Origin of the sequence: Lawsonella clevelandensis, assembly GCF_003241315.1 — a bacterium.
GTDB classification, from domain to species: Bacteria; Actinomycetota; Actinomycetes; order Mycobacteriales; family Mycobacteriaceae; genus Lawsonella; species Lawsonella clevelandensis_A.
The window spans coordinates 56,753-82,715 of sequence record NZ_QFOZ01000004.1; the positions used below are offsets into that span (position 1 = coordinate 56,753).

Below are 25,963 nucleotides of genomic sequence, written 5' to 3' on the forward strand. Positions count from 1 at the left end.
GGGGGGAAAGTAAGAGTTTCTACCGAACTTAGCGTGGGGGTGTGATAAATTACGCGTTTCTTTGTTGTTTTTGGTGCATATGTTTATGTCCTGGACATATGTAGGAAACATAATGTTATTGCGTAAACGCTATCTAGTTATGTGTGCTATATGTGCTGTTGCTTGTTATATAGGCTGCATACATATGTGGCGCCTCTCCTGTTAGGAAAAGCGCCACATACTGGTCTTATTAAATTATTGTTCGTGTTGTAGTTCTGTCTGGAATTGTTCTAGCGGTACAGGATTTTGGGCAGTTAGGGCAGTGCCAGTGTGAACGATGAGAATCTTGTTATTCTTCTCGATGTCGTTCTTCTTGTTAGTGTCCTAGTAGTGTCCTTATTTTTATTTTTGTTGTCATTATTTTGCCGTCGTATTTGATGTTTTTGGCGGCTTGTAATGAACTTCCTGCACCTATCTAGTGGTTTCCCATGCTAGGCGGCTAGCACGTAGTCGCCCTGGGCAGCGTAGTTGCCGTGAAGGCTCATGGCCTTCTTTTTCTTGGCGTTGCTGCCTTTCTTACCACCTTTGTTGCCCTTGCTGTTTCCTCCCTTTTTCTTCGGGGCAGGCATGGGGGGCGGGAGCTGTCGTCGTCTTCGTCTTGTAGTAGCGGTAGGCAAGGGCAGCTGCGGCACCGAGTGCGCCTGTGATGGTGGCACCTACGCCTGCGCCGAGGGCTGCTAGTGAGATTCCACCGCCGAGTGCGCCGAGTGTGGTACCAACACTGCTGCTCAGTGCCTTGATAGCAAGTCCTGCCAGTGCTGTGATGGCAAAGATTGCCAGGGAGAGGAGAGCACTACGAATGTTGGCTTTGGTGAAACCAAACGCGTTGATACCGCCGAATGCTGCAAGGACACTGAATAGTGCTGCGTTGATGGCGTGTAGCACTGCCAGGGCAGCGAGTGCGCTGGCAGTAATGCCGCTTGCGGGGGTAAGGATGGCTTTCGCACTGTCTACTGCGGCAAGACCCAGGTAGATAAGTGCGAGTGCAGCGTTAGCAATGGTGGGAAGGATGAAGGCGAGGAAACCTGCATTGTTCCACAGTGTGAGGCCACCGTTAAGGAGGATGAGTCCACTGTTAATGACGGCAAGGCTGCCCAGGAGAATAGCCATGACGGTATGGAAGTTCGTAGCGAGTGCTATACCGGCGAAGATGGCGGTTAGGAGTGCGCAACCTGCGGAGATTGTGATGTGGAATCCCGCGCTAATGGTGCCAAGGATAACGAGAATGTTGGGGAATCCCAGTCCAAGGAACCAGATGGCGTGGTGGATAACGGGGAGGAGCCCCAGAAGTGCCAGGTTTCCAACGAGGAAGGTGAGGCCGCTGAGGAGAAGGAACCAGGTATTGTTCCAGAGCGCTAATGCCCCGTTGAGGAGGCCTGCGACGGTGTTAATAATGCCGGGGGCTGCTAGCAGGGCGCCGGCAAGCCCCAGTGCGGGGCAGAAGACCGCGAAGGTAAGGGCGAAGATAAGCCCTGTAGCTGCGGAGATCTCGGAGAAGAATCTGTTGATGGCCCACAGGATGGCGTTTATGCCAGTGGAGTAGGTCATGACGATCTTGAGACCCAGCGTTGGCATTACGAAGAGGAAGTTAACGGAATTAATGGCAAGAATGCCGAAGCCCCACGATATGACGCGGAACATGATGGGGTTCACCACAGGGGCAATGGCTAGCAGGATAAGTGCTATGCCGAGGGCAGTCTGTGGGAGAAGGAAGAATACGATAGTGCCGTTCAGTAGTGCCAGTGGCCCATTAATGATGAAGGCCTGGATAGCGTCGATGGTTGCCAGGTTGAGGTTGAGAACCGTGGCGAAGGAGGCCGCTAGCTGGGGGATCAGCCGGTTGATGGTTTGGATACCGTTAAGGGCTGAGAGGGCAGCGCCTACTGGGTTCAAGAGAGCCGGGATTGCGCTGAGCAGCGCAATGCTGCTTCTGTTGACGGCTTGGAGGTAGTCAATTACTGCGCCGATAATGGTTCCGCCGGAGATAACGCCGGCAAGCGGTGTGGCAATGCCACGGTTAAAGGCTTGAATGGTGTTTATAAGGGCCAGGGTGCCAAGTCCAACAGCGGTGGTGCTGGTAAGTATGGCTCCGCCGATGGTGGCGAGGGTTTCAGTGCCGTTGATGAGAGTTGCGGCACCGAAGCCGGCAGTTTTTAGGCTATGCCAAGCTGCTCCAGCTGTACGGTTGATGGCCTGTATGCCGTTCAGAATAGATACGGGGATCGCTAGGGGGTGCCAACTGCTACTGCGGTAGCGGCAATGGCTCGGTTAATAGCTTGTGCACTGTTGAGGATTGCAGCGGGAGCTGCGACAGCAGCGAGGCTGCCGTTACCAAGGACACCAATTGTGTTAATGGTGTTGGGAATGACTGCTGCGCCAGTGGTGATTAGCGTACCAATAGTGTTGACGATTGGCTTACTAACAAGGTAGCCAATGCTAGCTCCTATGCCGCCTCCAACAAGTGCCCCGGGTATGCCGGCGATGGAGCCGGTGATTGCTCCGGCGGGTGCTCCGATGGCGGCGCCTATTCCGGCTGCTCGGGCAATGTTTTCAGGGGTGTCTTTGCCCCCATTACCGTTATTGCTGGTGGGGGCAATACTGGCTGACAGGTTCTGTGCAGCGTTCTGTGCGGTACGCTCCGCCTTTTTGAGAATGTCGCGGCCTGCCAGGGTGGTGGAGTCAATAACAAAGTTGACTGCAGTATTGGGAAGTGTGGGGGAGGACGGGAGATCCTGGGTAGTCACAGTAATACTGTGTAGATCAGTACTGTGTAAGCCAGTACTGTGCAGCACACTGGCTGTGGTGGCGGAGGCGGGTGACGATGGGGTAGTGGTCACCTCTTGTGCGTGTGCTATTCCGCTACCGATAGCGAGTGACAAGGCTGCGGAGGAGCATACCGCAGCCCATCTAGCCACTTGTTTCATAGCTTTCTCCTTTTAGTAATCTCTTATACGTTGACTTATCGAATTATTCCTCGATGCCATTATAGTATCCGCAATATGTCATGCCAGTTTACGGAAGTACTAGTAGCGTACAGAGCGAGAGAACAGGGTTCGTTTTCCATTATTCGCAGTAAAAGACCACTTGTACGGAGTTGGTCATGAACAACTGATGTTCTTTAGATGTATTTTTACAGCTTTGTTTACTCTCTATACATTCTTTTATCGAGGGCTACATCTTTGGGGATAACCATGTGTCGTAGGTAGTGGAGATACTGCACGGTCCTTAATACTTAATACATAAGTGGGTGGGGTACCTTCCCCTTAAAAGGAAGGTATCCCACCCACTAATACGTTATGGCGTAATGCTATATATGAAGGCTTAGGCGGCTAGCGCGTAGTTGCTACGAGTACGAATCTTGTCGAGAGGATTCGTCATCTTCTTAGCAGTGTCGTCTTTTCCGAAGCCTTTAACGGTGATGTCCTTCTTGTGAAGAAGAGTAACAATGGCAAGGCTTATACCGGCACCTAGGGCTGCACCGAGGAGGGCGCAGGTAAGAGCACCGGGAATACCGGCTGCGGCACCAAATGGGATGCCGAGGGCGGTGCCAACGATGGGGCCAACGAGTCCCAGAATGGTTGCCACAATAAGACGGCCAATGAGCAGTCCACCAAGGAGGAAGGACGTTATGGCGCAGTGCAGCATGCCAAGGATTCCACCAAAGGTTGCCAGGATGATGGCGAATCTACCCGCATTGCGTAGGGATAGCAGGAAAAAGATACCAGTTTTAAGAACGATGAAAGTGGGAAGACCAGCAATAGTGGCAGCTATTGCGGCTTTGAAGAGGGTGCGCGTTCCTGCTAGGGGGAGGCATAGGAGTAGAAGCCCAGCGTGTCCGGCGATAATGCCGCTGAGTCCTAACCGGGCAAGAAGTGCTCCGGCAGCAGCGCCAAAGAGGAAGGCCATTGTGTGGAGGATTGGACCACCTAGCGGCACGCAGAGGCGAGTAGCACTACCGCCGAGGATGGCACCTACTGCCATAGCAGTGAGGTGGCCACCCATTATTCCAAGAATGGACCCTATTGTAAGGCTGGGAAGAACAGCGATTGTCCCTCTGATAAGTGCGGCCGGTGTGGTGACCATCAGTGTGGGGATGACGGCTAGCGCAGAGGATTTAAGACATTTGTGGATGGGGTTAATAACAATACCGGGGAGGATGCCGAGGGGGGCACGACGTGCTGCTCCGAATAGTACGTAAAATGGCATGGTGAGGAGTACTTCGGAGATAGCTCCGGCGACTGTACCGATAATGTTGCCGGCTAGTCTTCCGCCTAGATGGCCAGCAACGGATCCTACTGTGCCTCCTACGAACGCCCCTGGTAGTCCGGCGGCTACTGCACCGATGGGGGTTCCGGCTAGTGCTCCAGCTACGGTGCTACCAATGATGGTGCGGTATTCGTTTTCGCTAATACCTGTGGTGTCGTCACTGTCTGTACCTGTATGGTTGGCGCTTGTGTGTTTGGTGGCGCCTGTGAGGATGTCGCGGCCAGCAAGGTTGAGTGATTGGGTGAGGAAATCTAGGATTTCGCGTGGGGGTAGTGGTGCGTGTTTTGTGGAGTCTTTATGGTCCGTGTCGTGGTGCTCGATGGTGATGATGGGGTGCGTGGAGCCATCATGGTGAGCAATGTTGTTAACGGTGTCGTGTGCAGTGCGTAGGACTGCGATGGGAGTGTCGGCGGGTGTTTCTTCGGCTTGTGCCATTGCATTGCCCGCTGTAAGAGATAAAGCAGCCAGGGAAATTCCTAGGGCCACTTTGTTTATCCCTCTCATTGTATTTTCTCCTTGAGTAGGAATGAGTATAAATGTGCGACTGGGATGCGTCTCCTTTCTAAGGATAGTCAGGGCTGTGGCAAATGCTAGTGATCTGGCAGAAGTTCATATTGTTACTGAAGTGTCTTCTGAAAATGTTTAGGTAATGTTTCCTAATTTTGGTGATATTTGAAGCGGGAGTGTAGGTTACACAGTTTTGTGGTGGGGTCTGTGAAACGTGTGTGTGGGGGGCATGCGCTTGGGGCGAGTGGTATAGGGGGGTGGTGGGGCATTGTGTGGATGGGTTGTGGTGTGTAAATAGGAACTGGGGTGCCTTCCTGTGTGGAGGGCACCCCAGTGTGTGTATGAACTTATGTGTCAATCTACGTTTTAGGAAGGTTGGTTACTTCTTGAGTACTTCCTTGTAGATGTACATGTAGGCTACGCCTCCGAGGGCTCCGAGGATGGTTCCCCAGAAAGCACCAGGAATGCTGGCGGTTGCACCAGCTACACCACCAAGGCTTGCACCGGTGAAGGCACCAGCCGCGAATCCTAGAGCACTGAGAACAATGCCCGGCAGGACAGTGAGAAGGTGAATTCCTTCTGCAAGTGCAGCCTTGAAAAGGTTGTGCACAACAAACAATCCACTGGCGAGTACCACAGCACCATTCTTGATGAGGAGGATGCGATCAAGTACCTTCAGAGCAATGCGCTTCAAAGCAGCAGCGCCAAAGGCAAGAGTGTCAATGCCATTCTTGATCTTAAGAATCTTGTTGAACTTCTTGAGACCAATGAAAACCGGGATAGCCAGGCCAGCGGCAATGATCTGCTTACCGTTGTGGAGGACGCGTACTGCATCGAGGGCCTGGGCAGCGATGTTAGCTACAGCGAACTTTGTTCCAAGGAGGGACAGTGGAAGATTGACAGCTACCTGAACACCGTTGATAACGAAGCGTACGGCTTCGAGGTTCTGGGCAGCGAGGTTAAGACCAGTATTAATGCGGGCAGCATTAGCAATCTGATGCTGTAGAACAGCGAACTTAAGCAGAAAAGCCTTTGCTGCCACACCAGGGACGGGCATGGGAAGCGCTAAGCCGCACTTAAAAGTGCTAGATTGCCTGCGATGAAAGCAACAGTACCGTCAAAGAGTACCTGTTTTCCGTTGTGGAGGACGCGTAGGCCATCGATCTTCTGGGCAGCGATGTTAGCTGCGGGCAGGATACCTGCTAGCAGTAGGCGGCGTTCCAGGAATGCTTGGCGTCCGTTGTGGAGGACGCGTACAGCATCGAGGCCCTGGGCAGCGATGTTAGCAGGAATGGTAGCTCCAGCTAGGAGTGCATCAACACCGTCTAGAACGGCAAGGTTCTTGTCGATAATTTGAGCGACGAAATTCCCTGCAGCAAGCTTAACGTCGACGAGGGCGTGCTTACCATTGCGAGCTGCTAGAGCGGCATCGATGATCTGCTTATTAACGCCAATGGTAGGCAGGGCAGCTTTTACTGCGTGGAAGTTACGAGCGACCTTGGTAGCGACAGCAGGTACACTACCGATAACCGGTCCAGCAGCAGCACCGATAGTGCCGCCAATTACTGCACCGGGGATGCCGAGAAGGCCGCCAGCTAGCGCGCCTTCAATAGCACCAGTGGAACCACTGCTAACCGCAGCTTTGAGGTAATCGCTCTTATCGTTACTATTATTATCGTTGCCGTCTGCTCGAACGTTAATGGTTGTGGTAGGCGACATCAGTGAATTGCGCTTAGCGTTCTTGAGGGTGTCTCGGCCGGCAAGCTTAAGAGCATCTTCAAGGAAAGCAACCGCGTCACTTGACGGAGCCGGAGTGTCCGGAATATTCCACGAGGCTAGATTCGCGCCGCGAACCACGTTAGTGCTCACGGTAGTGTCTAGTCCTTGTGGAGCCTCAGGCACTTCCTGTGCATGTGCCACACCGCTACCAATAGCGAGTGACAGTGTGGCTGCCGCAATCGCAGCAGCCGACTTTGTTAGAGTTTGCATCACTTTCTCCTTAAAAGTTAGAAATGCAATTCACGCGGAGGAGACCTCCCGCGAGTGTTTCGAGGTTAGCATTTAGCCCATTGGAGATATAGCGATTTTTGGTTATTTTTGTGTGAACTAGGTAATAGATCGCTTCTTGCAGTGTGAATTTCGTTCGAATAGCTATGGTAGGAGGTGTCTTCTCCCTTCTTGATGGTTTCAGTTTTTCGTGATAATAATCGCTTACAGCTAACCCCTCTGAAGACCTTTTCTATAGAGGTTGCCATTTTCGTAGCAGTAGGAATCTATGCCGCCCTCACTGCTATCACATCTCTCAACACTGCTTCTGCATACCGTCTATGGGGTTACATCACTCTTCCCTCCTGCATAGTAGCAATCGCCTACTTAACTACCCTCTACTACCTTTCTCGCCATCATTCCCACCATCATTTCCCCGCACTAGCCCCCACACACTCTCCCGCACGCACTCCCGTACGCGCCCGCATCCTTGCCGCGTTCCTCCTCATAACCTCCCTCGCCCCCATGTATTGGGGAGTGGCACACCGGGCACATACCGCCGCCCCACCCGAGCACGAGATAGGCGCCAACCTAGAAACCTATGTTGTGGAACGCTCCGGCCAGCTCCTCCTCCACACCGGCACCCCCTACATTGATGCAGGCCACCTGGCCACCCCACACGTGGCAGACTACAACCCCTACTCGCCACTCCTTGCCATATTCGGCTTCCCCACCAGCTGGTGGGGAACACACTGGTGGACTGACGTCCGGCTCTACCTCCTCCCCGCAACCGTGCTGGTTCTCCTCCTCACCTGGCTCCTAGCCCACAAGCCTGCCATTCCCGAAAGTGCGCTCCTGCTCCTTGTGGCGGTACCGCCCGTCACCATGAACTTTGTTGCCGCCGGCATAGACGCACTACTAGTAGCACTGCTCCTCCTCTGCGCGGTAGCAGCCTTCCACGACAAACCCGCCACCGCTGCACTAGCCGGGCTAGCTGGTGGGATAGCGCTAGGCATGAAACTCACCGCCCTGCCCGTGGTGCTCGTTGTCCTTATTGCCCTGGCCTACCAGTGGGGTGCTGCTAGGCGCCCGCATACTGCACACCCTGCTGCACACCCTGCTGCACGCTCGGCTGAACGCTCCACTACCCCAGTGGATCCGCCGCCGTCACTTCCTCCGCGCAGGGCGGAACCCCCGGGCAACTTATTGCCGCCACCGGGCCAGTGGGGGTGTGGATAGCGCGCGCACTGCTGTTTCTGGCCGGAATTGCCCTAGTGGTGTGGATGGTAAAACGACCCCCCTCCACGCTTGTACGCACCCTCTGGATATGTGCCGTGGGGCTTACCGCCGCCATGCTGCTCATGCCCGCTAGCCGCTTCGGATACCTTATTTATCCCGCAGTCCTCGCGGCCGGGGCGCTAGTAGCACGCGACGCGCAAGAGGGAACTCGCGATGCGCATAAGTGTGTCTTTTTGCTATACAATATTTGGCCGTCTAGTAGATATGTGGGGGAGCTCCAATAGTACTGGTCAGATGTACTAAAAGGAGAAAGAAAGGGGAGGATAAGGCGTAGCGGGAAAGTAAAAAATAGGCAGCGTTACGGGCCACAAGAAGTGTCATAAATGGAAAGTTTTGGCATTTTTGTGGTGGCAGATAGGTCACACTGGACCATATTTTCACACCCCGGCACTTTATGTTTGTGCTACTCAGCACACTTTTTCACAGACGTGACGCTAATAGTTGCGGAAACTAAATCAAAACTAGGACAGCAAACCTAGACTGAACATCGACATGGCCGTTACACCCTGCAACTAGGAGAAGTCCTAAATGGTTCAGAATAAGAAAACGAAAGTTTTTCTGACTGGTGGCTTCGGTAACTGGGGGCGCTTCACCCTCCGGTCACTGGCTGGCGTAGCAAACAAGGTAGATGTTGTTGCCCTCGTCCTCCCCACCGACTACGAAAACAATCCCGACCTCCGCAAGGAGTTCGAAGCCCAGGACAACGTCGAAATTGTCCTTGGAGACCTCACCGACTACGAGTCCGTGAAGCGCTGCGTTGACGGCGCCGACTACGTTATCCACCTTGGTGGCATGGTGTCCCCCGTCGCAGACGCCAACCATGCTCTTACCCACAAGGTCAACGTTGGTGCTATCCGCAACATCATCAAGGCCGTTAAAGCCCAGCCGAACCCCGACGAGATCGGCGTTATCGGCATCGGCTCCGTCGCCGAAACCGGCGACCGCCAAGCACCCCACCACTGGGGACGCGTCGGCGACCCACTGTGGCCCTCCATGTACGACGAGTACGCCCAGTCCAAGATTATTGCGGAACGGACACTCATTCACTCCGGCCTGAAGAAGTGGGCATGGCTCCGCTCCTCCGGCATCTTCCACCCCGGCGTCGTCCTCATTCTGGACCCCATCATGACCCACACCACCATGAACGGTGTGCTGGAATGGATCCTCGTGGAAGACGCTGCCCGCCTTATCCGCAACATCGTCACCGACTACGAGGTCAACCCCAAGTTCTGGCGCGGTGTCTACAACCTCGGCTCCGGCGAACCCTGGCGTTTCAGCAACTACGAAATCTACTCCCGCATGGTTAGCGCCTTCGGCGCCGACATGCGCACCTGGTACGACTACAACTGGTACGCCAACCGCAACTTCCACGGCCAGTGGTACACCGACTCCGACTACCTGGAAGAACTGGTTCCCTTCCGCTCCGGCGCGGACCCGCAGAAGGCCATCGACCGCATGGTGAACGCTGCCCCCGCCAGCTTCAAACTGGGTGGCTACATGCCCAAGGGCTTCATCAAGAACCTCGTCATGCGCCCCACCTGCTTGAAGGACCGCGGCATGCTGAAGTTCATCAAGGAGAAGGACCCCGCAGGTATGGAGGCCTACTTCGGCGGCTACGACGAGTGGAAGAAGATAGGCACCTGGGATACATTCGTACCCCCCGAGTTCTCCAAAGAACCCACCTACTACGACCACGGCTACGACGAGAGCAAAGACCTCTCCAAGATCACCGTGAAAGAACTCCAGGACGCAGCCAAATTCCGTGGCGGCAAACTGCTCTCCACCAAGTACTCCGGCGACCCCTACGAGGCACTCCGCTGGCAAGGCACCATGGGCTACGAATTCGACGCCAGCCCCTTCGCCGTCCTCAAAGCCGGCCACTGGTGCCCCCACGAGGTTCGCAACCCCTGGGAATACGACAAGATTGCCGAGCACAGCCAATTCCTAGCACAGCTCAACCGCTAATCTTCACCACCCCGCTTCCCGCCCCCGCGGAAAGCCCCACACCCAGACATAACGAGGAGGAACAAATTGTCTCCTAAAAAGAAACTCATCCCCGACGATTCATTCGACGTCGTCGTCGTAGGCTTCGGTGGTGCCGGTGCGGCCGCAGCCATTGAAGCAGCCGACAACGGCGCCCACGTTCTCGCCCTAGACCTCTCCATCGGTGGCGGCGCCACCCGCCTCTCCGGCGGCATCGTCTACGCCGGCGGCGGCACCTCCATCCAGCAGGAAGCCGGTGTCGAGGACTCCGTCGAGAACATGTTCAACTACATCAAGCAGGAAGCCAAGGGCGTCGTCTCCGACGAAACCCTCCGCGAATTCTGCGAACAGTCCCCCGGCATGATCGAGTGGCTGAAAGAAAACGGCGTTCCCTTCAACGCCTCCCTCTGCCCCTACAAGGCCTCCTACCCCACCGACAAGCACTACCTGTACTACTCCGGTAACGAGAAGGCCTACCCCTACAACGAGCACGCCAAGCCCGCCGCCCGTGGCCACCGCACCCACGCCTCCGGCCTGAAATCCGGCAAGGTACTGTTCAAAGCTCTCCACGACTCCGCCATGCAGAAGGGTGTCACCTTCCTGCCCGTGGCCCGCGTCACCGACCTCGTCATGGACGGCAACAAAGTAGTGGGCGTGAAGTTCTCCGCCCTCAACAACGAGAAGCTACAGAAACTCCACTGGGTAGTCACCAAACTGACCGCCAAGATGGGTAACTTCTTCCCCGACTACATCGGCCGCCCCGCCGACAAACTCACCGACGCCATCTGGCGCGCCGGTAAAGAGGACTACGTAGTCCACTGCGACTCCGTCATTCTCGCCGCCGGCGGCTTCGCCTACAACACCTCCTGGATGGAAAAGTACACCGGCCCCTACGCCAAGATCACCCCGCTAGGAACCGGTGGCGATAACGGCAAGGGCATCATGCTCGGACAAAGCGCCGGCGGCGCCATCGCCCAGATGGACAAAGCCACCTCCTGGCGCTTCATCTCCCCGCCGGAAGCCTTCATCGAGGGCGTCTCCGTTGGCACCAACGGCCACCGTGTTGCCAACGAAGACCTCTACGGTGCAACCCACTCCAACTACATGGTCCGCGAATACGGCGCCAACTGCCGCCTCGTCCTCGACCACGACCAGTGGATTAAGGCTCTGAAGCAAGTGCCCTCACAGTCCCAAATCTTCCACTGGGCCATGTCCCTCTACCTGTACACTCTCGGCCACAAGCGAGCCAACACCCTCGAGGAACTCGCCGCCAAGATCGGCGTTGACGCCGCCGGCCTCCGCAAGACCGTAGACGAGTACAACAAGGGCATCCTTGAAGGAACCGGAGACCCCTACCACAAGGCAGCCAACCTCTCCAGCCCCATCATCAAGGCACCCTTCTACGGGATCGACATCTCCAACATTCCGAACAACCTCCTCAACGGCCTTGTTTACCCCGCCCCCGGCCTCACCCTGGGTGGCCTGCAGGTCAACGAGAAAACCGGCAATGTTGTTAACGACAAGGGCGAAGACATCCCCGGACTGTTCGCAGCTGGCCGCAACGCCGTCGGCGTCTGCTCCAACTCCTACGTCTCCGGCCTGTCCATCGCCGACTGCTTCTTCTCCGGCCGCCGCGCCGGCCGCAACGCCGCCGCCCGCTGCAAGGAAATGACCAAGCAGCGCCTCGACGCCGCCGACAAGAAGTAAAACACCACGTAAACACTAACCATCACTAAAAGGTGTCGCCCCAAGCGTTGAGCTTGGGGCGACACCTTATCTATAGACTAGTCTGGGAAGGTAAACCCACCCATCACCCCTCGGGAGGGCGAATTACCCTCCACTAAAAGTACATCCGCTCCCTCACCGCTATGGAAGGTGCCACGGCATGCTGCTACAGCGCACACTCTTCACCGGGCCCCGCGCCTGGGTAAACCAAGACCTCTACGCGCGAAACTGCTCCGGAACCGCACTCCGCGCCCGCCACCACATCACCCTCGACGGCGGCGGCAGCCTTAGCACCAACACCTACTTCGGACGATTCCCCGCCTCCTACTGGCAACGCTGGACCCGCGTCACCTCCGTCAACGCCACCGGCACCATCGACGCCGACCCCACCGTCCACACCACCATCCTCCTCCGCGCCTCCGACATCGGCGGCCACGAACGCACCATCGACGAAACCGTCCTGCAAGGCCCCGGCACCTTCACCCTCACCGCCCCCCTCAACAGCTTCCACGACGGCGGCTCCCTCTGGCTAGAATTCGCCGCCCGTGAAGGAAACTCCCACATCAGCGACGTAGAATGGCACTCCCACACCCTCGCCCCCGGCAGTACAAACAGTGCTGCTAGCGGGGCTGGTAGTGGGGTGAGCGCAGGAGCGGCGAACGATAGCGCCAGCGCGGGGGAGAGCAAGCGCCGGCTGGCTATTGCTATCTGCACCTACAACCGCCCCACAGACTGCGCCGCCACCGTCTCCGCCCTCGCCCACGACGACCTCGTTCGCGGCATGATCGACGAACTCTACGTCACCGACCAAGGCACCCAGCACGTTGCTGACCAGCCCGACTTCCAGGACGCCGCCACCACCTTCGGCGGCACCCTCCACTACATTCAACAACCCAACCTGGGCGGCTCCGGCGGCTTCACCCGCGGCATCTACGAAGCCACCGAGCATGACACCACCCCCGTCGACATTCTCCTCATGGACGACGATGTTCGCGTAGAACCCGAAACCGTCGTCCGCATGAGTGCCTTCGCCGCCCTCACCCGCACCCCCACCATCGTGGGCGCGCAAATGATGTTCCTCTACAACCCCGACTTCCTCTTGGCCAGCGCCGAAGGCGTGGACCTCAGCACCCTCCGCCGCGGCACCCTCACCGACCCACACGGCGTCACCAACACCAGCATGGTTGATGGGGACCTCCCCGAACGCCGCCTAGACGCCGAATATAACGGCTGGTGGTCCTGCCTGATCCCCTCCGAGGCCGTCACCCGCATGGGGCTGCCCATACCCTTCTTCTTCCAATGGGACGACGTGGAATACTCACTTCGCGGCCGCCGCAACAACATTCCCACCGTCACCCTCCCCGGCGCCGCCGTCTGGCACGCCGACTTCTACTGGAAAGACGTGGACGGCTTCGGACACTTCTTCTCCATGCGCAACGGCCTCATCACCGCCGCCCTGGACCCCGGCTTCAACCCCAAAGCCCTAGCCACCAGCACCCTGGCCGATATTCGCCGCGAGATCCTCGGCATGCAATACGGCCTCGCCCACACCCACATGGCGGCCGTCCGCGGATTCCTCAATGGCCCCAAGGGATTACACGACGGTGGCCAGGACGCCGTCGCCCGCATTAACCGCGAACGCGCCGCCTTCCCCGAAACCAAACCCACCAACCTCGACGACGTACCACCGGTCGCCCGTGTCGGCCGCACCGCCCCGCCACCCGCCGAACGCTGGGAAAAAGCCGTCATGGCGAAACGCACCGTGAAAGCCCTCCTCAACAAGCGGATCCCCGGTGCCACCATCGTCCCCTACGAGGACGCCACCTGGTGGAACACTTCACTCTATGAGGACGTGTACGTCACGGACGCTTCCCAGTCGGTAGTCCACCACCGCGTTTTCGACCACGAGAAGTCCCGCAAGCAAGTACGCGAACTCACCGCCCTCATTCGCCGCTTCACACGCGAAGCTGATGAGGTTGCGCAACAATACCGGGACGCGTTCGGGGAGCTCACCTCCCGCGATAACTGGAAACGGCTCTACCAGCTCTAAGACTAGGCGAGGGCGCGGCTGTGTAGGCGACTGGCTATAGGCAGCGCCCGGCGGGAACATTGGCCGCCTGGCTCATTAACCAATGCGCCATAGCGGTAAGGAGTTTCTCCGCGCCTGCCCGCGTTCCGTCCGGTGTGCGAGCCGTCAGCGACAGTGCCGCAAAACCCGCCTTCCCCATGTCCATAATGACCATCTGGCGCACCGTAGTTACGCTCTGTTTCTGTGTGCTCTGTTTCTGTGCACCCCGCGTATTCTGTGCGCCCTGCTTTCCTTGCGCACCTTGTGGCCCCTGCGCACCTTGTGTTTCTACCCAGGCATTACTGAATTGCGCCTGACTGTAGCCACCAAAACCAAACTGCTGGCTGGGGCTCGATGCCGTCATAGAAGCACGAATGTACTCGGCGGACGGCAAGCACGCTAACCCCGCCGCAAACCGCACCTGATTCACCGGCAGCCACTCACTGCGCAAAGGATACTGGGTCTGCACACGGGTAGTCGTATCCCCACCCTGGCGCAACGCCCGCATAGTAGCCTGCGCCGCCTGCTGTGGCGTCCCCAACGATGCCCACAGGCGCGCCGCCGCCCGCGCATCATTCGCGTTGAGGGCAGTGACCAGATCCCCACCCACGTCACCATCGCCACCAGACTTCTCCACCGCCGCCAACGCAATAGGCACGCGCAAAGCCTCCCCACCCGCTATGCGTGGCGCAAACCCCAACTCCAGTGGGGCAGCACCCTTCTGTGCACCCACCGGCAAAAGCGCCATACTCATATCCGCCTTAGGGTGCCTATTCACAAACTGCTGCCACGACCGCTGCAACGCATTCGCCTGCTTATCCGTAATAGTGGCAGCATGCTGGCCCCCCGGCACACCCGCAGACGGGGTTGCCGCAGAATCCCCATCACCAGGCTGGTGCGTCCCCGTGGTGCCGCCGGCATTATTCCGATCCTCCGCAGTAGGAACAGTGCAGCCAGACACCGCCACTCCCACCACTAGCGCCCCCGTAAGCAGTAGCCCAGTAGTGGCGGCAGAAACACGATGACGCATGGCTTCCCACTTTCCTCGCAGTAGTCAACGACCCCCATTTTATGCCCTCCGCTATCCCTCATGCTGCGGGGTGCGGAATGGTGTGGCATGTGCATGGTGTATGACGTGGGGGTGTAGCACGGCGTGACGCGGCACATTGCTGGGGCATAGCGCGACGTGCCGCGGGCGGGTAGGCGAGTGGCATGGCCAGGGGAATCGGTTTACTCTGAGGAACGTGCAGCAGTTTGAGCAGGATAACACCCCCAACGACCCCACGGGCGCTATCGAGACTACAAGTGCCGCGGATAGTGCAGGCGCCGCAGACACCACTAACCGCACTGATCCCACAGTGGAGGCCAACGAAACAATGATGGCCGCCACGAACGTCACCGCCGTCCCCCTCGAGGGTGAAAACTCCACCACCACAAGCCTAAAGACACAAATTCTTCGCTTTATCGCCACCGGCTGCGTGTCTGCCGTCGTCGACTTCGGGCTTCTCCTCCTCCTGTCCTACCTGGGGCTAAACACCACCGTTTCCAAAGGAATTTCTTTCATCTGCGGCACCGCCCTGGCCTACGCCCTCAACCGCCGCTGGACATTCCAGGCCGAGCACTCCACGAAACGCCTTATTGCCGTCTGTATCCTCTACGCTGTGACATTCGGGCTGAACGTCGGCATTTTCCATGTGGTGTACAAAGCCACCCTGTCGCTAGGACACCTGTGGGCAAAAACTATTGGTTTCGTGGTGGGGCAGGCTGTCGCCACTATTGTGAACTTTATCGTCCAGCGAACCGTCATCTTCCGAGTCCGCTAAAACAAGCTGCGTCGCGCCGAGCGGTATAACGCTATGCCGCTACCGCTAGTCCGCCACAGCTAGGCTAATGCGCACGAAATGCAGCGTATTTATTGTGTTTGTGCAACGTCTATGCAACGTCTATGCAACGCTTTGGCCAGGGTGCCATTTCCGCCGGTATTCCCTCCCCAATTTGGATAGCCTAAGAGCATGACCATCCAGTCCGTCCTCCACCAGCACCCGCGCCGCGCATGGCAGCCGGGGCGCCCCCGCGTCTACTACCTTGTAGCCCCGGCAGGCGTCCCCAACTGGGGAGACGAACTGATCGCCGCCACCTGGCTCCGCTACCTCGCCCACACACACCCCCACGACACCGTCGTCGTGGACTGCCACAACCCCGGAAAAGCCGCCGTCCTCCTCCGTGACCTCCACCCGCACCTCGTCGTCACCAACACCCTCTGGGACCTGGTCGAGAGGGCCGGACGCCGCATCTTCCCGCAAGACAAAGAACCCATCGACCCCACCGACATCACCACCCAACAACTAGAACAACTCTGCACCCTCACCCGCACCTGGGTACTCGACGGGGGAGCACAAGCAGACTTAGCCACCAACCTAGACTTAGTCGGATCCGCCGACGTTCTCCATATTGTGGGCGGCGGCTACCTCAACGACATGTGGCCACACCACGCAGCCATCGTGGCGGCAGTAGCGGCAGTAGCAGACCGCCCCCGCCCGGAAGGTGAACCACGCCCACTGTTCGTCGCCACCGGCGCCGGGCTCATGCCGCAACGCCTGGGCGTTACCCTCCCATACCTGCTGCAAGCAGACGTGGTGACGGTACGCGACGCCGCCAGCGAAGCCATTCTTCACCACACCGTTAATGCCGTCACCAGCCAGCAAGAACCCTCCGCCACGCCTACGCTGCCAGAATTCTTTACCGAGCTGACCCCGCGGGCAGAATTCGCCAAGGTGGGGGACGATACGTGGCTCGCTGTTGCCCTCGGCATTATGGAATGCGCCACGCAACGGCAAGCGGAAGAACGCGCGGCCGCCCAGAATCGTAATTTCTGCACCCGCCTGGCGGCGAAAATGCGGTGTGCGGTACAGTCAGCCCACGCAGCCCACGCAGCGTACTCAGCCCACTCGGGTCGCGCAGCTGATGGGGCAGTCGATAGGAAAGCCGCTGGGGAAGCCGCTAACTCTGCCGCATTCGGAATGCCGTTGCTGGAGTGGGGTTGTGAGCACCTTACTGTCGCCGACACATATAACTACTTCCCCTACCACCCGGCACCGGAGGGGTGCACAACTATCCTCTGCGTGCAGTCGGACCTAGTAGACGATAAAGAAACACTGTGGGCGTGGCTGCGGGAAACCCTCGCCGACTGGAAGGTGCAGGGCTCCGAATTGCTGGTGGTGGAGTGTATTCCCTACGGTGATTATGCCGTGTGGCAGAACGTTATTGAGCAGGATTTCCCAGGTGCCCAGTTCATGCCGTTTGCGCGTCTGTGGCGGGAGGGGCTGCCGGTGGGGGAGAACGTGCGCTGGCTCTCCACCCGTTTCCACCCGCATCTGCTGGCGTCCGCGGCCGGCTGCGCGGGGGTGGCGGTAGATGCGCACGATGGTGACTACTATGCGGTGAAGCATGAAAGTGTGCAGGCAGCAGGATCCTTGTGGCCCATCGTCTACCCGGTGGGGTTGCCGCCGCAGCCACCCACCCACACCTGTGATGTTTCACGGCGTGAAACTATGGTGCGGGGGGCGTTAGACCTCGCCAACGCCATCTACTGCGGCACCACCGAACAGTGCTAGCCTGTGCCGGCCAGCGTCGGCTTGTTAGCGCCGGCAACGCTAATCAGTGCCGGCGGGTGTTAACAGTGCTGCTAGTCTAAACGTATGCCCACACCCCACAAGACGCGCTACTTCTTCAGCGCCACCATCAAGGTCCTCAAAGCCAACTCCGGCATGCTGCTTTCGTGCCTTGTTGTCCCCCTGCTCGTCCTGCTTGCCTACGGGGACCAAATGGGCGGCACCACTCTCTCGGGCGTGCACGATTTCCCCGTCATCGTCCTCCAACTGGCGGGCCTGTGGCTCATGGTGACAGGCATTGGCGCACTCGACGCCATGCCCCGCATCAACAAATCCTTCAACGGGGCGGAAGGCATGCTGCTGTGGAACCGGCTGGCCACCATTACCGGCTTCATTCTGGAGTGGATAGCCTACCTGCTGCGCCGCATCGCCCTCATTAACGGTGACGGCTTCGCCCCCAACACTTCCGGCGAGGATCGCGACATTGACCTATCCAGCACGGTGGGGCAGCGCGCTGTGGATACTGTTCTGTTGGTCATGCTTATTGTGGTGACGCTGCTGCTGATCCTGCGCTATGTGGGGCCAAATACTCCGCGCTTAGCTAAGGCTAAGACCTCTCAGGCAGCTAATGCAGTTAGCGGGGCCCGTGCAGACGGGGCTGGTGCAGACGCGGCCGGTGTAGACGGGGCCGTTGTAGGCCGAGCATCTCGGAACAGTCGGGACAGGCAGAACAGTCAGGACAGTGCCCTCCTAACCTGGATCGCCCGTGTCCCCTTCGACGTCATCTACCCCCTCTTTAACGCCGCCACCATCATTCTGTGGGGTGTTCTGGCCTGGCATATGTGGTCCACGTCCGTCCTGGACGGTTCCGCGCTGGACACCTCTGGTATAGGCATTTCCGCCAAGGACCTGCCCTACCTTCTTTCCGCCTACTGCATCGTGATGATCATGGCGGCCCTGGTCACTATCCGCGTTATGCTCATTCAGCAATTCCGCACCGACCGGCTCTACCCGGGGAGCGTCGTCAACATCACCTACCCCAACCCGGATACCGCCATTGTCACCGTGGAATTAGCGCCGCACCTGCACCGCGGCCGCCCAGAATCCTACTGGTACACCGCCGGACAATACTCCTACCTGGGTGTTCCCGGGCAGAAGGAGGGGCCGCACCCCTTCACTATGACGTCCATTCCCAACATTGTGGGGCGTACTGGCCCCACCCAGCATGTGGGTGTGGGGTCCCGCATGCGCACGCAGGGTGTTGCCTGGGATCGCACTGTTGAATACTGCATTAAAGCTGGTGGCAAGGGGTCCCGCTGGCTTGTCGATAACCTCGCAGAGGGCATGCCGGTGACGGTCTCCACACCGCGCGGCGGCACCCACCCCGCCCATGGGGGAGTGCGGCAATTGTGGGTGGCCGGCGGTATTGGTATTACCCCATTTGTGGCCTGGCTGCGGGACCTCAACTATGCGGTGGGCAAGGATTTCCCCGGCCAGGTGACGCTCGTGTGGTCCTACCACCCCTCGGAGAAGCCGGCCTACCTGAACCTGGTACGCCAATGCGCCCGAGAATGGCCCTGGCTGACCCTGGTGGAAGTGGACACGGAAAACGGTGAGCGCCTCACCCCGCAGCAGGCCCACCAGCTCGCCTTCCCCGCGGACAGTACCGATAGTGTGAACAATTTTGACGCTGCCGACGCGGCTAGTGCTGGTGCACCGTCACACGCCCCTGCTGCTGCGCCGCTATACGGGGAGGACATCACCATCCATATATGCGGGCCCACAAACCTCTGCAGGGAATACTCCAGCTACTTCCTGGAGCATGGGGTAAGCCCAGACCGCATACACGTGGACGCTTTTCACATGCGGTAGAGTTTCTCGTCGCGCCCCAGTTTGCGGAGGCGACGCCACTCCCGGAACCCCGTAATGTCTCGCCGCTGCACCAGGAAGAACCACATAAAACGGGCATACTCCTGGAAGATCAGCGAGTGCTTACCGGGCATGGCCATAAGGAAACCGCGGTTACGGTACGTGTAGTAGCGTTTCGCCGGACTATCCGGGTACTGTGCGTGCATGCGCCCACCCAGAATCGGCTTGAACTCGTCAGAACCATTCGGGTGCAGGTAGGCGGTATCAAGACAGGTGCCGAACTTCAAGCCGCTGCGTTCCAGCCGGCGATGCAGCTCTACCTCATCACCGCGCATAAAAAGACGCAGGTCAGGCACGCCAATAGTGTCCAGGCAGCGGGAACTGAATAGGGCCCCATTCATAAGGGACGCAATACCGGGCAGCAGCGCAGTGTGATGTTGTGCGCCCTGCGTACTCTGCGCGCTCTGCGTGTTCTGGTGCTGCGTGTTTGAGTGTTGCGGGTCGTCCGCGTCGAAAAGTTCACTACGTTTGCGCCGCCACACCAGGCCGCGACGTAGCGGGAACGCCAACGTTTCCGGGTCGTCAATCGTGCACACAACCGGGGACACCTGGTCCAGGTCATATTCGCTGGCGCAGTCCAGGAGTGTGCGGAGAACATCGGGGCCGTCCGGGTGGCCGTCATCGTCAGCACACCATACCCAATCCGCACCCAACGCCAGAGCATGCAGCATACCCAGGGCGAAACCACCGGCCCCACCCAAATTGTGTTGGGAGGGAAGATACGTGACGGGCATACCGGCGCCGCCGCGGGCGTTCTTGCCGGCGTCCTCAAGAAGGGTTTGTACAGCCGGGTCGTTGCCATTGTCCACCACAATAAGGTGGTCGAGGGGGCGGCTTTGGTTAGCCAGAATTTGCAGGGAACGGCCCAGAACATCCACGCGGTTATAGGTGACGACAACCCCAACGACCTGCATAACTATGCTCCTTCGTCAGCAGTATCAGCACTATTGGCACTGTCTAGGGGAATGCCGCGCCGGGAGTCGATGCTGCGCTCCTGGTCTTCCTTCTCCATGTCGGCAATAATGCGGGCCACATGGTCACCAGCCTGGTTCCCCTCGTAGGCGCGCACAACCTCCTCCACGGAGCCGGCCAGGGCAACTTCACCATGGTCAATCCAGATGGCTTTGTCGCACAGCTGGGCGAGGAATTCGTTGGAGTGGCTGGCGAAAACGAGTAGGCCGGAGCGTCGCACCATGTCTTTCAGCCGGTTGCGGGCTTTCCGCATGAAGGCAGCGTCCACCGCACCCAGGCCCTCATCCAGCAGCAGGATTTCCGGGTCGATGGAGGTCACCACGCCCAGGGCGAGGCGGATACGCATACCGCTGGAGTAGGTGCGCAGTGGCATATCCAAGTATTCGCCCAGTTCACTGAACTCAGCGATCTCCTCCATTTTTTCCTGCATTTGTTGGCGGGTCTGCCCCAGGAACAGGCCGCGGATAATGATGTTTTCGTAGCCGGAGATTTCCGGGTCCATGCCAACGCCCAGGTCAAAGACGGGGGCGACGCGTCCGCGGACGTCGGCGGAGCCGCGAGTGGGCTCATAAATGCCGGAGAGAAGCCGCAGAAGCGTGGATTTGCCGGCGCCGTTGTGGCCAACAAGGCCCACCCGGTCGCCTTCCCGCAGGTGCAGGTTAATGTTCTTGAGGGCCTCCACCACTACAACGTTGCTGCTGTTGCGGCCGATAGCGCCGCCGGCAGCCCCCAAGAAGGTTTGTTTGAGGGAGCGGGTGCGGGCGTCAAAAATGGGGAAGTCGACGCAGGCATCGTAGGTGTCGATGGAGACGTTTTCGGTGCGGGGGGCGGGGCGGTGCAGGCGGTCTGTGAGTTTCATGCGCCCGGCGCGGTTTTTACCGGCGCCGCCTTTACCGGCGTGGTCTTTTTTGAGGCTCATATGGTCGTCTCCTCCCCTTATACCCAGTAGGACACGCGGCCGCGCGCCTTCTTCATCACAAGGAGCATAAGGCCCCAGCCAATAACGGTGGCACCAATAACCACATACCAGTGGTAGGCGTCCACATGAATCCCCATCAGCGGCGAGCGCATAATCTCCATGTAGTGGTAGAGGGGGTTCAGTTCCGCCAGCTTAGCGCGCTGCGACATGGTGTGGTTGGAGTAGAGAGTGTGGGTGGTCCACACAATGGGGGTCATGTAGAAGCACAACTGGACCAGGGAATCCACCAGCGGGGCGACGTCGCGGAAGCGGGTGGAGATGATGCCGAAGAACATGGCCACCCACACGCCGTTTAGTAGGAACAGTAGTAGTGCGGGGAAGAAGAGGAGCCCGGCCCAGCCCAGGTGGGGGCGGAAAATTGCCAGCATGATGAGGTAAATAATCATGTTGTGGGCCAGGAAGAGAGTCTGCCGCCACACTAGCCGGTACACGTGCACACTCAGCGGCGCCGGCAACTGTTTAATAAGGCCCTCATTGGCGATGAACACTTGGGCGCCGTCCTGGATACAGCCGGCAATGAACCCCCACAGGATAAGGCCGAGGGTGACGTGGGGGAGGAAGAAGGACAGGTCCTCCTGAAAAAGGAGGGAGTAGAGGAGGCCCAGGGCGAGGGCCATGACACCGGTGGCGATAGTGATCCAGAAGGGTCCCAGGGTGGAGCGGCGGTAGCGCTGCTTAATGTCCTGCCAGCCCAGTTGGAGCCACAGTTGGTCAGATTTCCAGCCCTCCACCAGGTCGGTGAAGGCGCGTTTGTAGGTGAAGGAGTCCGACTTCGGGGGTTCCCCTTCAAAAGTTTTCGCAAGAAGGCCTAGGCCAGTGTGGTCATTCTCGGGGACAACACCGGCGGTTCGTTCTACGTTGTGCACTCTTTGAGCCTACCTTCCCTACACAAAAAGTTAGACACCGTCACCCCACGGCTATCCCACGAGGAGTACTGACTTCCCCATGGTGGTGTGGTTTTGGACGTCGGTCAGAACATCGCTGGCGGAGCGGATGGGGACACGCCGCTGAATAACCGGCTTAATAAGACCAGTATCAATAAGCGGCCACACGTGCTGCCGTACCTGGCGAATAACTTCCGCTTTGGAGCCGGGGCCAGTAGCGGGACGGCCCCGCATACTGGTGGTGATGATGGCGCCCCGTTTCGCCATCAATTTCCCCATGAGAATGCCCATGTCAACAGGTTTTGTTACCTTTCCTTGCAAGGACACTGTAACAATTCTGCCACCTGCGGCAATACAGTAAATGTGTTGAGCTAAATGCGAAGCACCCATCAGGTCGAAGATAACGTTTGCGCCACCCAGTGCACGCAGTGACGCAATAGGATCCTCATCCCGATAATTCAAGGCGACATCAGCACCAAGTTCCCAACACAAATTCAGACCCTGGTCGGAACCGGCCAAGGCAACCACACTAGCCCCCAAGGCTTTACACAATTGAATAGCGAAGGACCCCATTCCCCCAGAACCGCCTTCAATAAGCGCAGTCTGCCCCGGCGACAAGTGCCCCTCCATTACCAGAGTGGACCACGCCACGCAGGCAGCCTCAGGAAGAGCAGCCGCATCAGCAAGGCTAACCCCCTGCGGAATAGGCAATAACTGCAACGTTGGAGCCACAACCTTCTCGGCGTAGCCACCACCGTTCAGAAGAGCACAGCACTCGTCACCCACCTGCCACTGTGTTCCCTGCGACTGGGCAAGATCCATGCGATTAACGGCCACGGCAGTAACCTGCAGCAGCACCTCGCCGGGGCCGGGAGTTGGATCTGGCACCTGCCGCCACGTAAGGGACTGCGGACCGCGAGAAACAGGAAGCGTGTGTGCATACATGGTTCCTAATGTAGCGAACAAACCCGCCTTTCCGGGCAGCTCACCACTGGTGTCCTTCATTACCTCCCACACGTAGAAAAGAAACGCACACAGAACAATGCACCGCAACCCACTGCAGCAGAACAGCCCTTCCCGGCTACAGCACGCCCCGTCCCGCCTGCGGAACAGGATTCTCACCGCCAGCGCCCTCACCATGACGCTCGCCCTGGGAATAGGATCCCTCACCAACAGTTTCGGCATAACCGGACACTGGTGGACTGATGCCAATGCTGCCGCCGCCCAAGCAGGCCACTACTACATGGCTAACGGTGCAGGCAGTGCAGGTAATGCAGGCAACGCGGGTAACGCCAACGGTGCGAATGGTGCGAATGGTGCTAACAGTGCCGGTGCGTCCACCACAACTACCCCCACATCAGACGCTGACGCCGACAGGATCGCCGGCAGCAGTGGATACTACGGCTACCCCATGGTCGCATTAGGCGACTCCACCATGTCCCTAGCACCCACCACCCGCCGCCCCAACCCCTTCGGCAGCTGCCACCACTACGCTGGCGCCTGGCCACAGCAAGTATCCCAAAAACTACATCTTCCCCTGGCAGACCTCTCCTGCTCCGGGGAAGTAACCGCCTCCTACTGGAAGAAAAACCTAGGACCCTACCTAGGGCCACGCACACAACTAGTGGTTATTAGCTACGGCTCCAACGACATGCGAGTTGTCGCCCAACTAGCCACATACAATGCCCACTTGGGCACCGGCAAGAAAGTCCAAGGGCGAAGCCGGAAAGACGTAGAACAGTCCCTCATCACAATTCTGAAAGACGTTCGGAAACGCGCCCCCAACGCCCTCATTCTTACCGTCGGATACCTCCCACTGGTTCAGGAAAAACACTGCGTGAACCTCCCCAACATGACCCCCTTTGAAAACACCAGAGTTCGCCACCTCCGCGAAGCCGCCGACCAGGCCCTCACCACCGCCAGCAAGACCGTTGCCCGCATGAGTGAACAACAATGGAAAGACAATGGGGTAGAAGTAGTATCCGCCGGTATTTCCAACGTGCCATTCCGGCAAGTACACGGGCATGACCTCTGCGCCATGGGACACAAACGATTCATTCTCAACAGAGAAAAGACCGGCGTCCGCTACCACTACACGGAACCAGGACTCTCCTACATTGCCGACCATGTTGCGTGGAAGTACCTCTCCGAACAGTTACAGTGGAGCCGTCAAATGGTGTATCTTGGCCGTTAGTCTTTTACCGGCGGTTGCCGGTAACATGAAGGAGTCGCCTAGCGCGGCATGAGGAAGTGTGGCAGAGCGGCCGAATGCACTCGCCTTGAAAGCGAGCGTCCGTTGACGCGGACCAGGGGTTCAAATCCCTTCACTTCCGCCCACAAGAAACCCCCAGTAGAGAACAGTAGAGAACAACACATACTCTCCCAACTGGGGGTTTCTTACAATAGAGAAGTTTGTGAGTGAGTACAATGCAGCGTAAGCCACTCTCCCACACACAACGCGTGGGTATTACAGCCAGCACCCTGGCACTAACCGCTATCCTCGCCATCTCCCAGGTAGCAACCGGCGGACTTTTCACCACCCCCGCCACCGACTCTGACTACCGCACCACCCCACAAACTAACGCGCTGCAACTCTCCCACAACCCGCACGCGCACACCCCCACACACTCCACCCACACCCATACCCACGTCACCGGGCATCGCCCCGCAAAAAAACACCTCCATGGGCTCACTAAAACCCAGCTGGCGGAAATTGGGAAGAAGATTGGCCTCAACACCCCCAACCTTTACCCGCAGGGCTACCCCATGGTGTCCATAGGGGACTCCACCATGGCTCTAGCCCCCACAAAAAACCAGGCACTGAATCTCGTCAGCGCCTGCCACCACTTCGTGGGCGCCTGGCCCCTGCAAGTCTCCACCGCCCTAGGGCTACCCCTGGCAGACCTCTCCTGCAGTGGCTCTAAAAGCAGCCTGTACTGGAAACTCAACACGGAACAATACCTGGGCTCCAACACGCGCCTAGTGCTCCTCAGCTACGGATCCAATGATCTCCGCGTTGTTAACCAGCTTGCCAGCGACAATAAACACCCTGGCACCGGCCCCTACCTCACCCACAAAAAACGCAGCATACTCGAAGACGACCTGGTCGATATCCTCGTCAACATTCGCGACCACGCCCCCAACGCTCTCATCATCACTGTTGGGTACCTTCCACTAGTAGAAGGTGGACGCTGCAAGAACCTCCCCAACATGACGTCCCTGGAAATGTCGCGGGTGGAAAGCCTCCGTCAACAAGCTGACGAAGCCCTCACCAATGCCGCCACCCGCGCCAGCGACTACAGTGCATCCATCCTCCGCAAGCACGGTATCCATATAGCGACCACAACCACCTCCACCAGCACCACCAGTGCCGCCCGCACAGGCATTGTCAATGTCCCCTTCCGCAACGTCATGGGGCACACCCTCTGTGCCAGCGACACCAAACGCTTCATCCTCAACCACGAAGGCACCGGCGTCCGCTACCACTACACCACCGCCGGCCTACACTTCGTAGCCCAAGCCGTAGAACACCGCTACATCACCGACAACCCCATCTGGACCAAAACCAACAAGCCCCGGAAGAAGTAGCGGAATATTTTACTTAGGAAACTATTGAGGTAGCACAAGAACTAGTAGTGGCCGTCAGCTTAATAGTAGATATATTTTCTTTACTACTATTGTAGTAATACTGTTGTAGCGGTACGTATTTAGATAA

General features: G+C 58.2%; 21 protein-coding genes and 1 tRNA gene. 12 read left to right on the forward strand and 10 right to left on the reverse strand.

The genetic code is table 11. The features are described from left to right. Positions 1-555: 555 nt before the first annotated feature. Positions 556-1,932: a hypothetical protein gene (locus DI579_RS03825; protein ID WP_303678732.1), complete on the reverse strand. Its 1,377-nt coding sequence runs from the start codon at positions 1,930-1,932 to the stop codon at positions 556-558. A 48-nt stretch (positions 1,933-1,980) separates the two neighbouring features. On the opposite strand from DI579_RS03825, the gene DI579_RS03830 reads away from it, so the two are divergent. Then, complete coding sequence (locus DI579_RS03830) at positions 1,981-2,196, forward strand: hypothetical protein (RefSeq protein WP_290599389.1); 216 nt, start codon at positions 1,981-1,983, stop codon at positions 2,194-2,196. A 68-nt stretch (positions 2,197-2,264) separates the two neighbouring features. On the opposite strand, the gene DI579_RS03835 is transcribed toward DI579_RS03830, so the two are convergent. The 4 genes from DI579_RS03835 to DI579_RS03850 all read right to left on the reverse strand — a co-directional run bounded on the left by DI579_RS03835 (position 2,265) and on the right by DI579_RS03850 (position 6,801). Then, positions 2,265-2,963, reverse strand: coding sequence for a hypothetical protein (locus DI579_RS03835; protein ID WP_303678733.1), 699 nt, complete (start codon positions 2,961-2,963; stop codon positions 2,265-2,267). Positions 2,964-3,360: 397 nt separating this feature from the next. After that, positions 3,361-4,809: a hypothetical protein gene (locus DI579_RS03840; protein ID WP_303678734.1), complete on the reverse strand. Its 1,449-nt coding sequence runs from the start codon at positions 4,807-4,809 to the stop codon at positions 3,361-3,363. Between the two features lie 382 nt (positions 4,810-5,191). Beyond that, entirely contained in the window at positions 5,192-5,869 is a 678-nt protein-coding gene (locus DI579_RS03845; protein WP_290599383.1) for a hypothetical protein, read from the reverse strand. A gap of 8 nt (positions 5,870-5,877) precedes the next feature. After that, the gene (locus DI579_RS03850) at positions 5,878-6,801 is read right to left on the reverse strand and encodes a hypothetical protein (protein WP_303678735.1); all 924 of its coding nucleotides are present in this window, start codon (positions 6,799-6,801) and stop codon (positions 5,878-5,880) included. 192 nt (positions 6,802-6,993) lie between these two features. Here DI579_RS03850 and DI579_RS03855 point away from each other — a divergent pair, with 192 nt between their 5' ends. The 5 genes from DI579_RS03855 (at position 6,994) to DI579_RS03875 (ending at position 13,855) form a co-directional block, all read left to right on the forward strand. Then, complete coding sequence (locus tag DI579_RS03855) at positions 6,994-8,037, forward strand: glycosyltransferase 87 family protein (protein WP_303678791.1); 1,044 nt, start codon at positions 6,994-6,996, stop codon at positions 8,035-8,037. A 44-nt stretch (positions 8,038-8,081) separates the two neighbouring features. Next, the gene (locus tag DI579_RS03860) at positions 8,082-8,321 is read left to right on the forward strand and encodes a hypothetical protein (RefSeq protein ID WP_303678736.1); all 240 of its coding nucleotides are present in this window, start codon (positions 8,082-8,084) and stop codon (positions 8,319-8,321) included. 304 nt (positions 8,322-8,625) lie between these two features. Beyond that, a complete protein-coding gene (locus tag DI579_RS03865; protein ID WP_290599380.1) occupies positions 8,626-10,062 on the forward strand; it encodes an NAD(P)-dependent oxidoreductase in 1,437 nt (478 codons plus the stop codon). A 66-nt stretch (positions 10,063-10,128) separates the two neighbouring features. Then, the gene (locus tag DI579_RS03870) at positions 10,129-11,787 is read left to right on the forward strand and encodes an FAD-binding protein (protein ID WP_290599379.1); all 1,659 of its coding nucleotides are present in this window, start codon (positions 10,129-10,131) and stop codon (positions 11,785-11,787) included. Positions 11,788-11,965: 178 nt separating this feature from the next. Further along, the gene (locus DI579_RS03875) at positions 11,966-13,855 is read left to right on the forward strand and encodes a glycosyltransferase (RefSeq protein ID WP_303678737.1); all 1,890 of its coding nucleotides are present in this window, start codon (positions 11,966-11,968) and stop codon (positions 13,853-13,855) included. A gap of 34 nt (positions 13,856-13,889) precedes the next feature. Here the strand turns inward: DI579_RS03875 and DI579_RS03880 are convergent, their stop codons facing one another. Further along, on the reverse strand, positions 13,890-14,903 hold the full coding sequence (locus tag DI579_RS03880; RefSeq protein WP_290599375.1) for a hypothetical protein: 1,014 nt from the start codon (positions 14,901-14,903) through the stop codon (positions 13,890-13,892). Positions 14,904-15,117: 214 nt separating this feature from the next. On the opposite strand from DI579_RS03880, the gene DI579_RS03885 reads away from it, so the two are divergent. The 3 genes from DI579_RS03885 (at position 15,118) to DI579_RS03895 (ending at position 19,356) form a co-directional block, all read left to right on the forward strand. Continuing rightward, positions 15,118-15,696, forward strand: coding sequence for a GtrA family protein (locus DI579_RS03885; protein WP_303678738.1), 579 nt, complete (start codon positions 15,118-15,120; stop codon positions 15,694-15,696). Between the two features lie 189 nt (positions 15,697-15,885). Beyond that, complete coding sequence (locus DI579_RS03890; RefSeq protein WP_303678739.1) at positions 15,886-17,487, forward strand: hypothetical protein; 1,602 nt, start codon at positions 15,886-15,888, stop codon at positions 17,485-17,487. Between the two features lie 84 nt (positions 17,488-17,571). Then, complete coding sequence (locus tag DI579_RS03895) at positions 17,572-19,356, forward strand: hypothetical protein (RefSeq protein WP_303678740.1); 1,785 nt, start codon at positions 17,572-17,574, stop codon at positions 19,354-19,356. Here DI579_RS03895 and DI579_RS03900 read toward each other — a convergent pair. The 4 genes from DI579_RS03900 to DI579_RS03915 form a co-directional block, all read right to left on the reverse strand. Next, positions 19,344-20,327 carry a glycosyltransferase gene (locus DI579_RS03900; protein WP_303678741.1) on the reverse strand — a complete coding sequence of 328 codons (984 nt, stop codon included), beginning with the start codon at positions 20,325-20,327 and terminating at the stop codon, positions 19,344-19,346. The two genes, DI579_RS03895 and DI579_RS03900, sit on opposite strands and share 13 nt — an antisense overlap. 2 nt (positions 20,328-20,329) lie before the next feature. Further along, positions 20,330-21,244 (reverse strand): ABC transporter ATP-binding protein, encoded by a 915-nt coding sequence (locus tag DI579_RS03905; RefSeq protein ID WP_303678792.1) that lies wholly within the window; start codon positions 21,242-21,244, stop codon positions 20,330-20,332. A gap of 77 nt (positions 21,245-21,321) precedes the next feature. Then, positions 21,322-22,230, reverse strand: a complete 909-nt coding sequence (locus tag DI579_RS03910; protein ID WP_303678742.1) for an ABC transporter permease — start codon at positions 22,228-22,230, stop codon at positions 21,322-21,324. 51 nt (positions 22,231-22,281) lie between these two features. Continuing rightward, positions 22,282-23,253, reverse strand: a complete 972-nt coding sequence (locus tag DI579_RS03915; RefSeq protein WP_303678743.1) for a zinc-binding dehydrogenase — start codon at positions 23,251-23,253, stop codon at positions 22,282-22,284. A gap of 37 nt (positions 23,254-23,290) precedes the next feature. Between DI579_RS03915 and DI579_RS03920 the strand changes: the two genes are divergently transcribed. The 3 genes from DI579_RS03920 to DI579_RS03930 all read left to right on the forward strand — a co-directional run bounded on the left by DI579_RS03920 (position 23,291) and on the right by DI579_RS03930 (position 25,836). Further along, entirely contained in the window at positions 23,291-24,442 is a 1,152-nt protein-coding gene (locus DI579_RS03920; protein ID WP_303678744.1) for a GDSL-type esterase/lipase family protein, read from the forward strand. A gap of 52 nt (positions 24,443-24,494) precedes the next feature. Beyond that, a tRNA-Ser gene (locus tag DI579_RS03925) sits at positions 24,495-24,581 on the forward strand. 85 nt (positions 24,582-24,666) lie between these two features. Then, positions 24,667-25,836 (forward strand): hypothetical protein, encoded by a 1,170-nt coding sequence (locus tag DI579_RS03930; RefSeq protein WP_366664341.1) that lies wholly within the window; start codon positions 24,667-24,669, stop codon positions 25,834-25,836. Positions 25,837-25,963 lie beyond the last annotated feature (127 nt).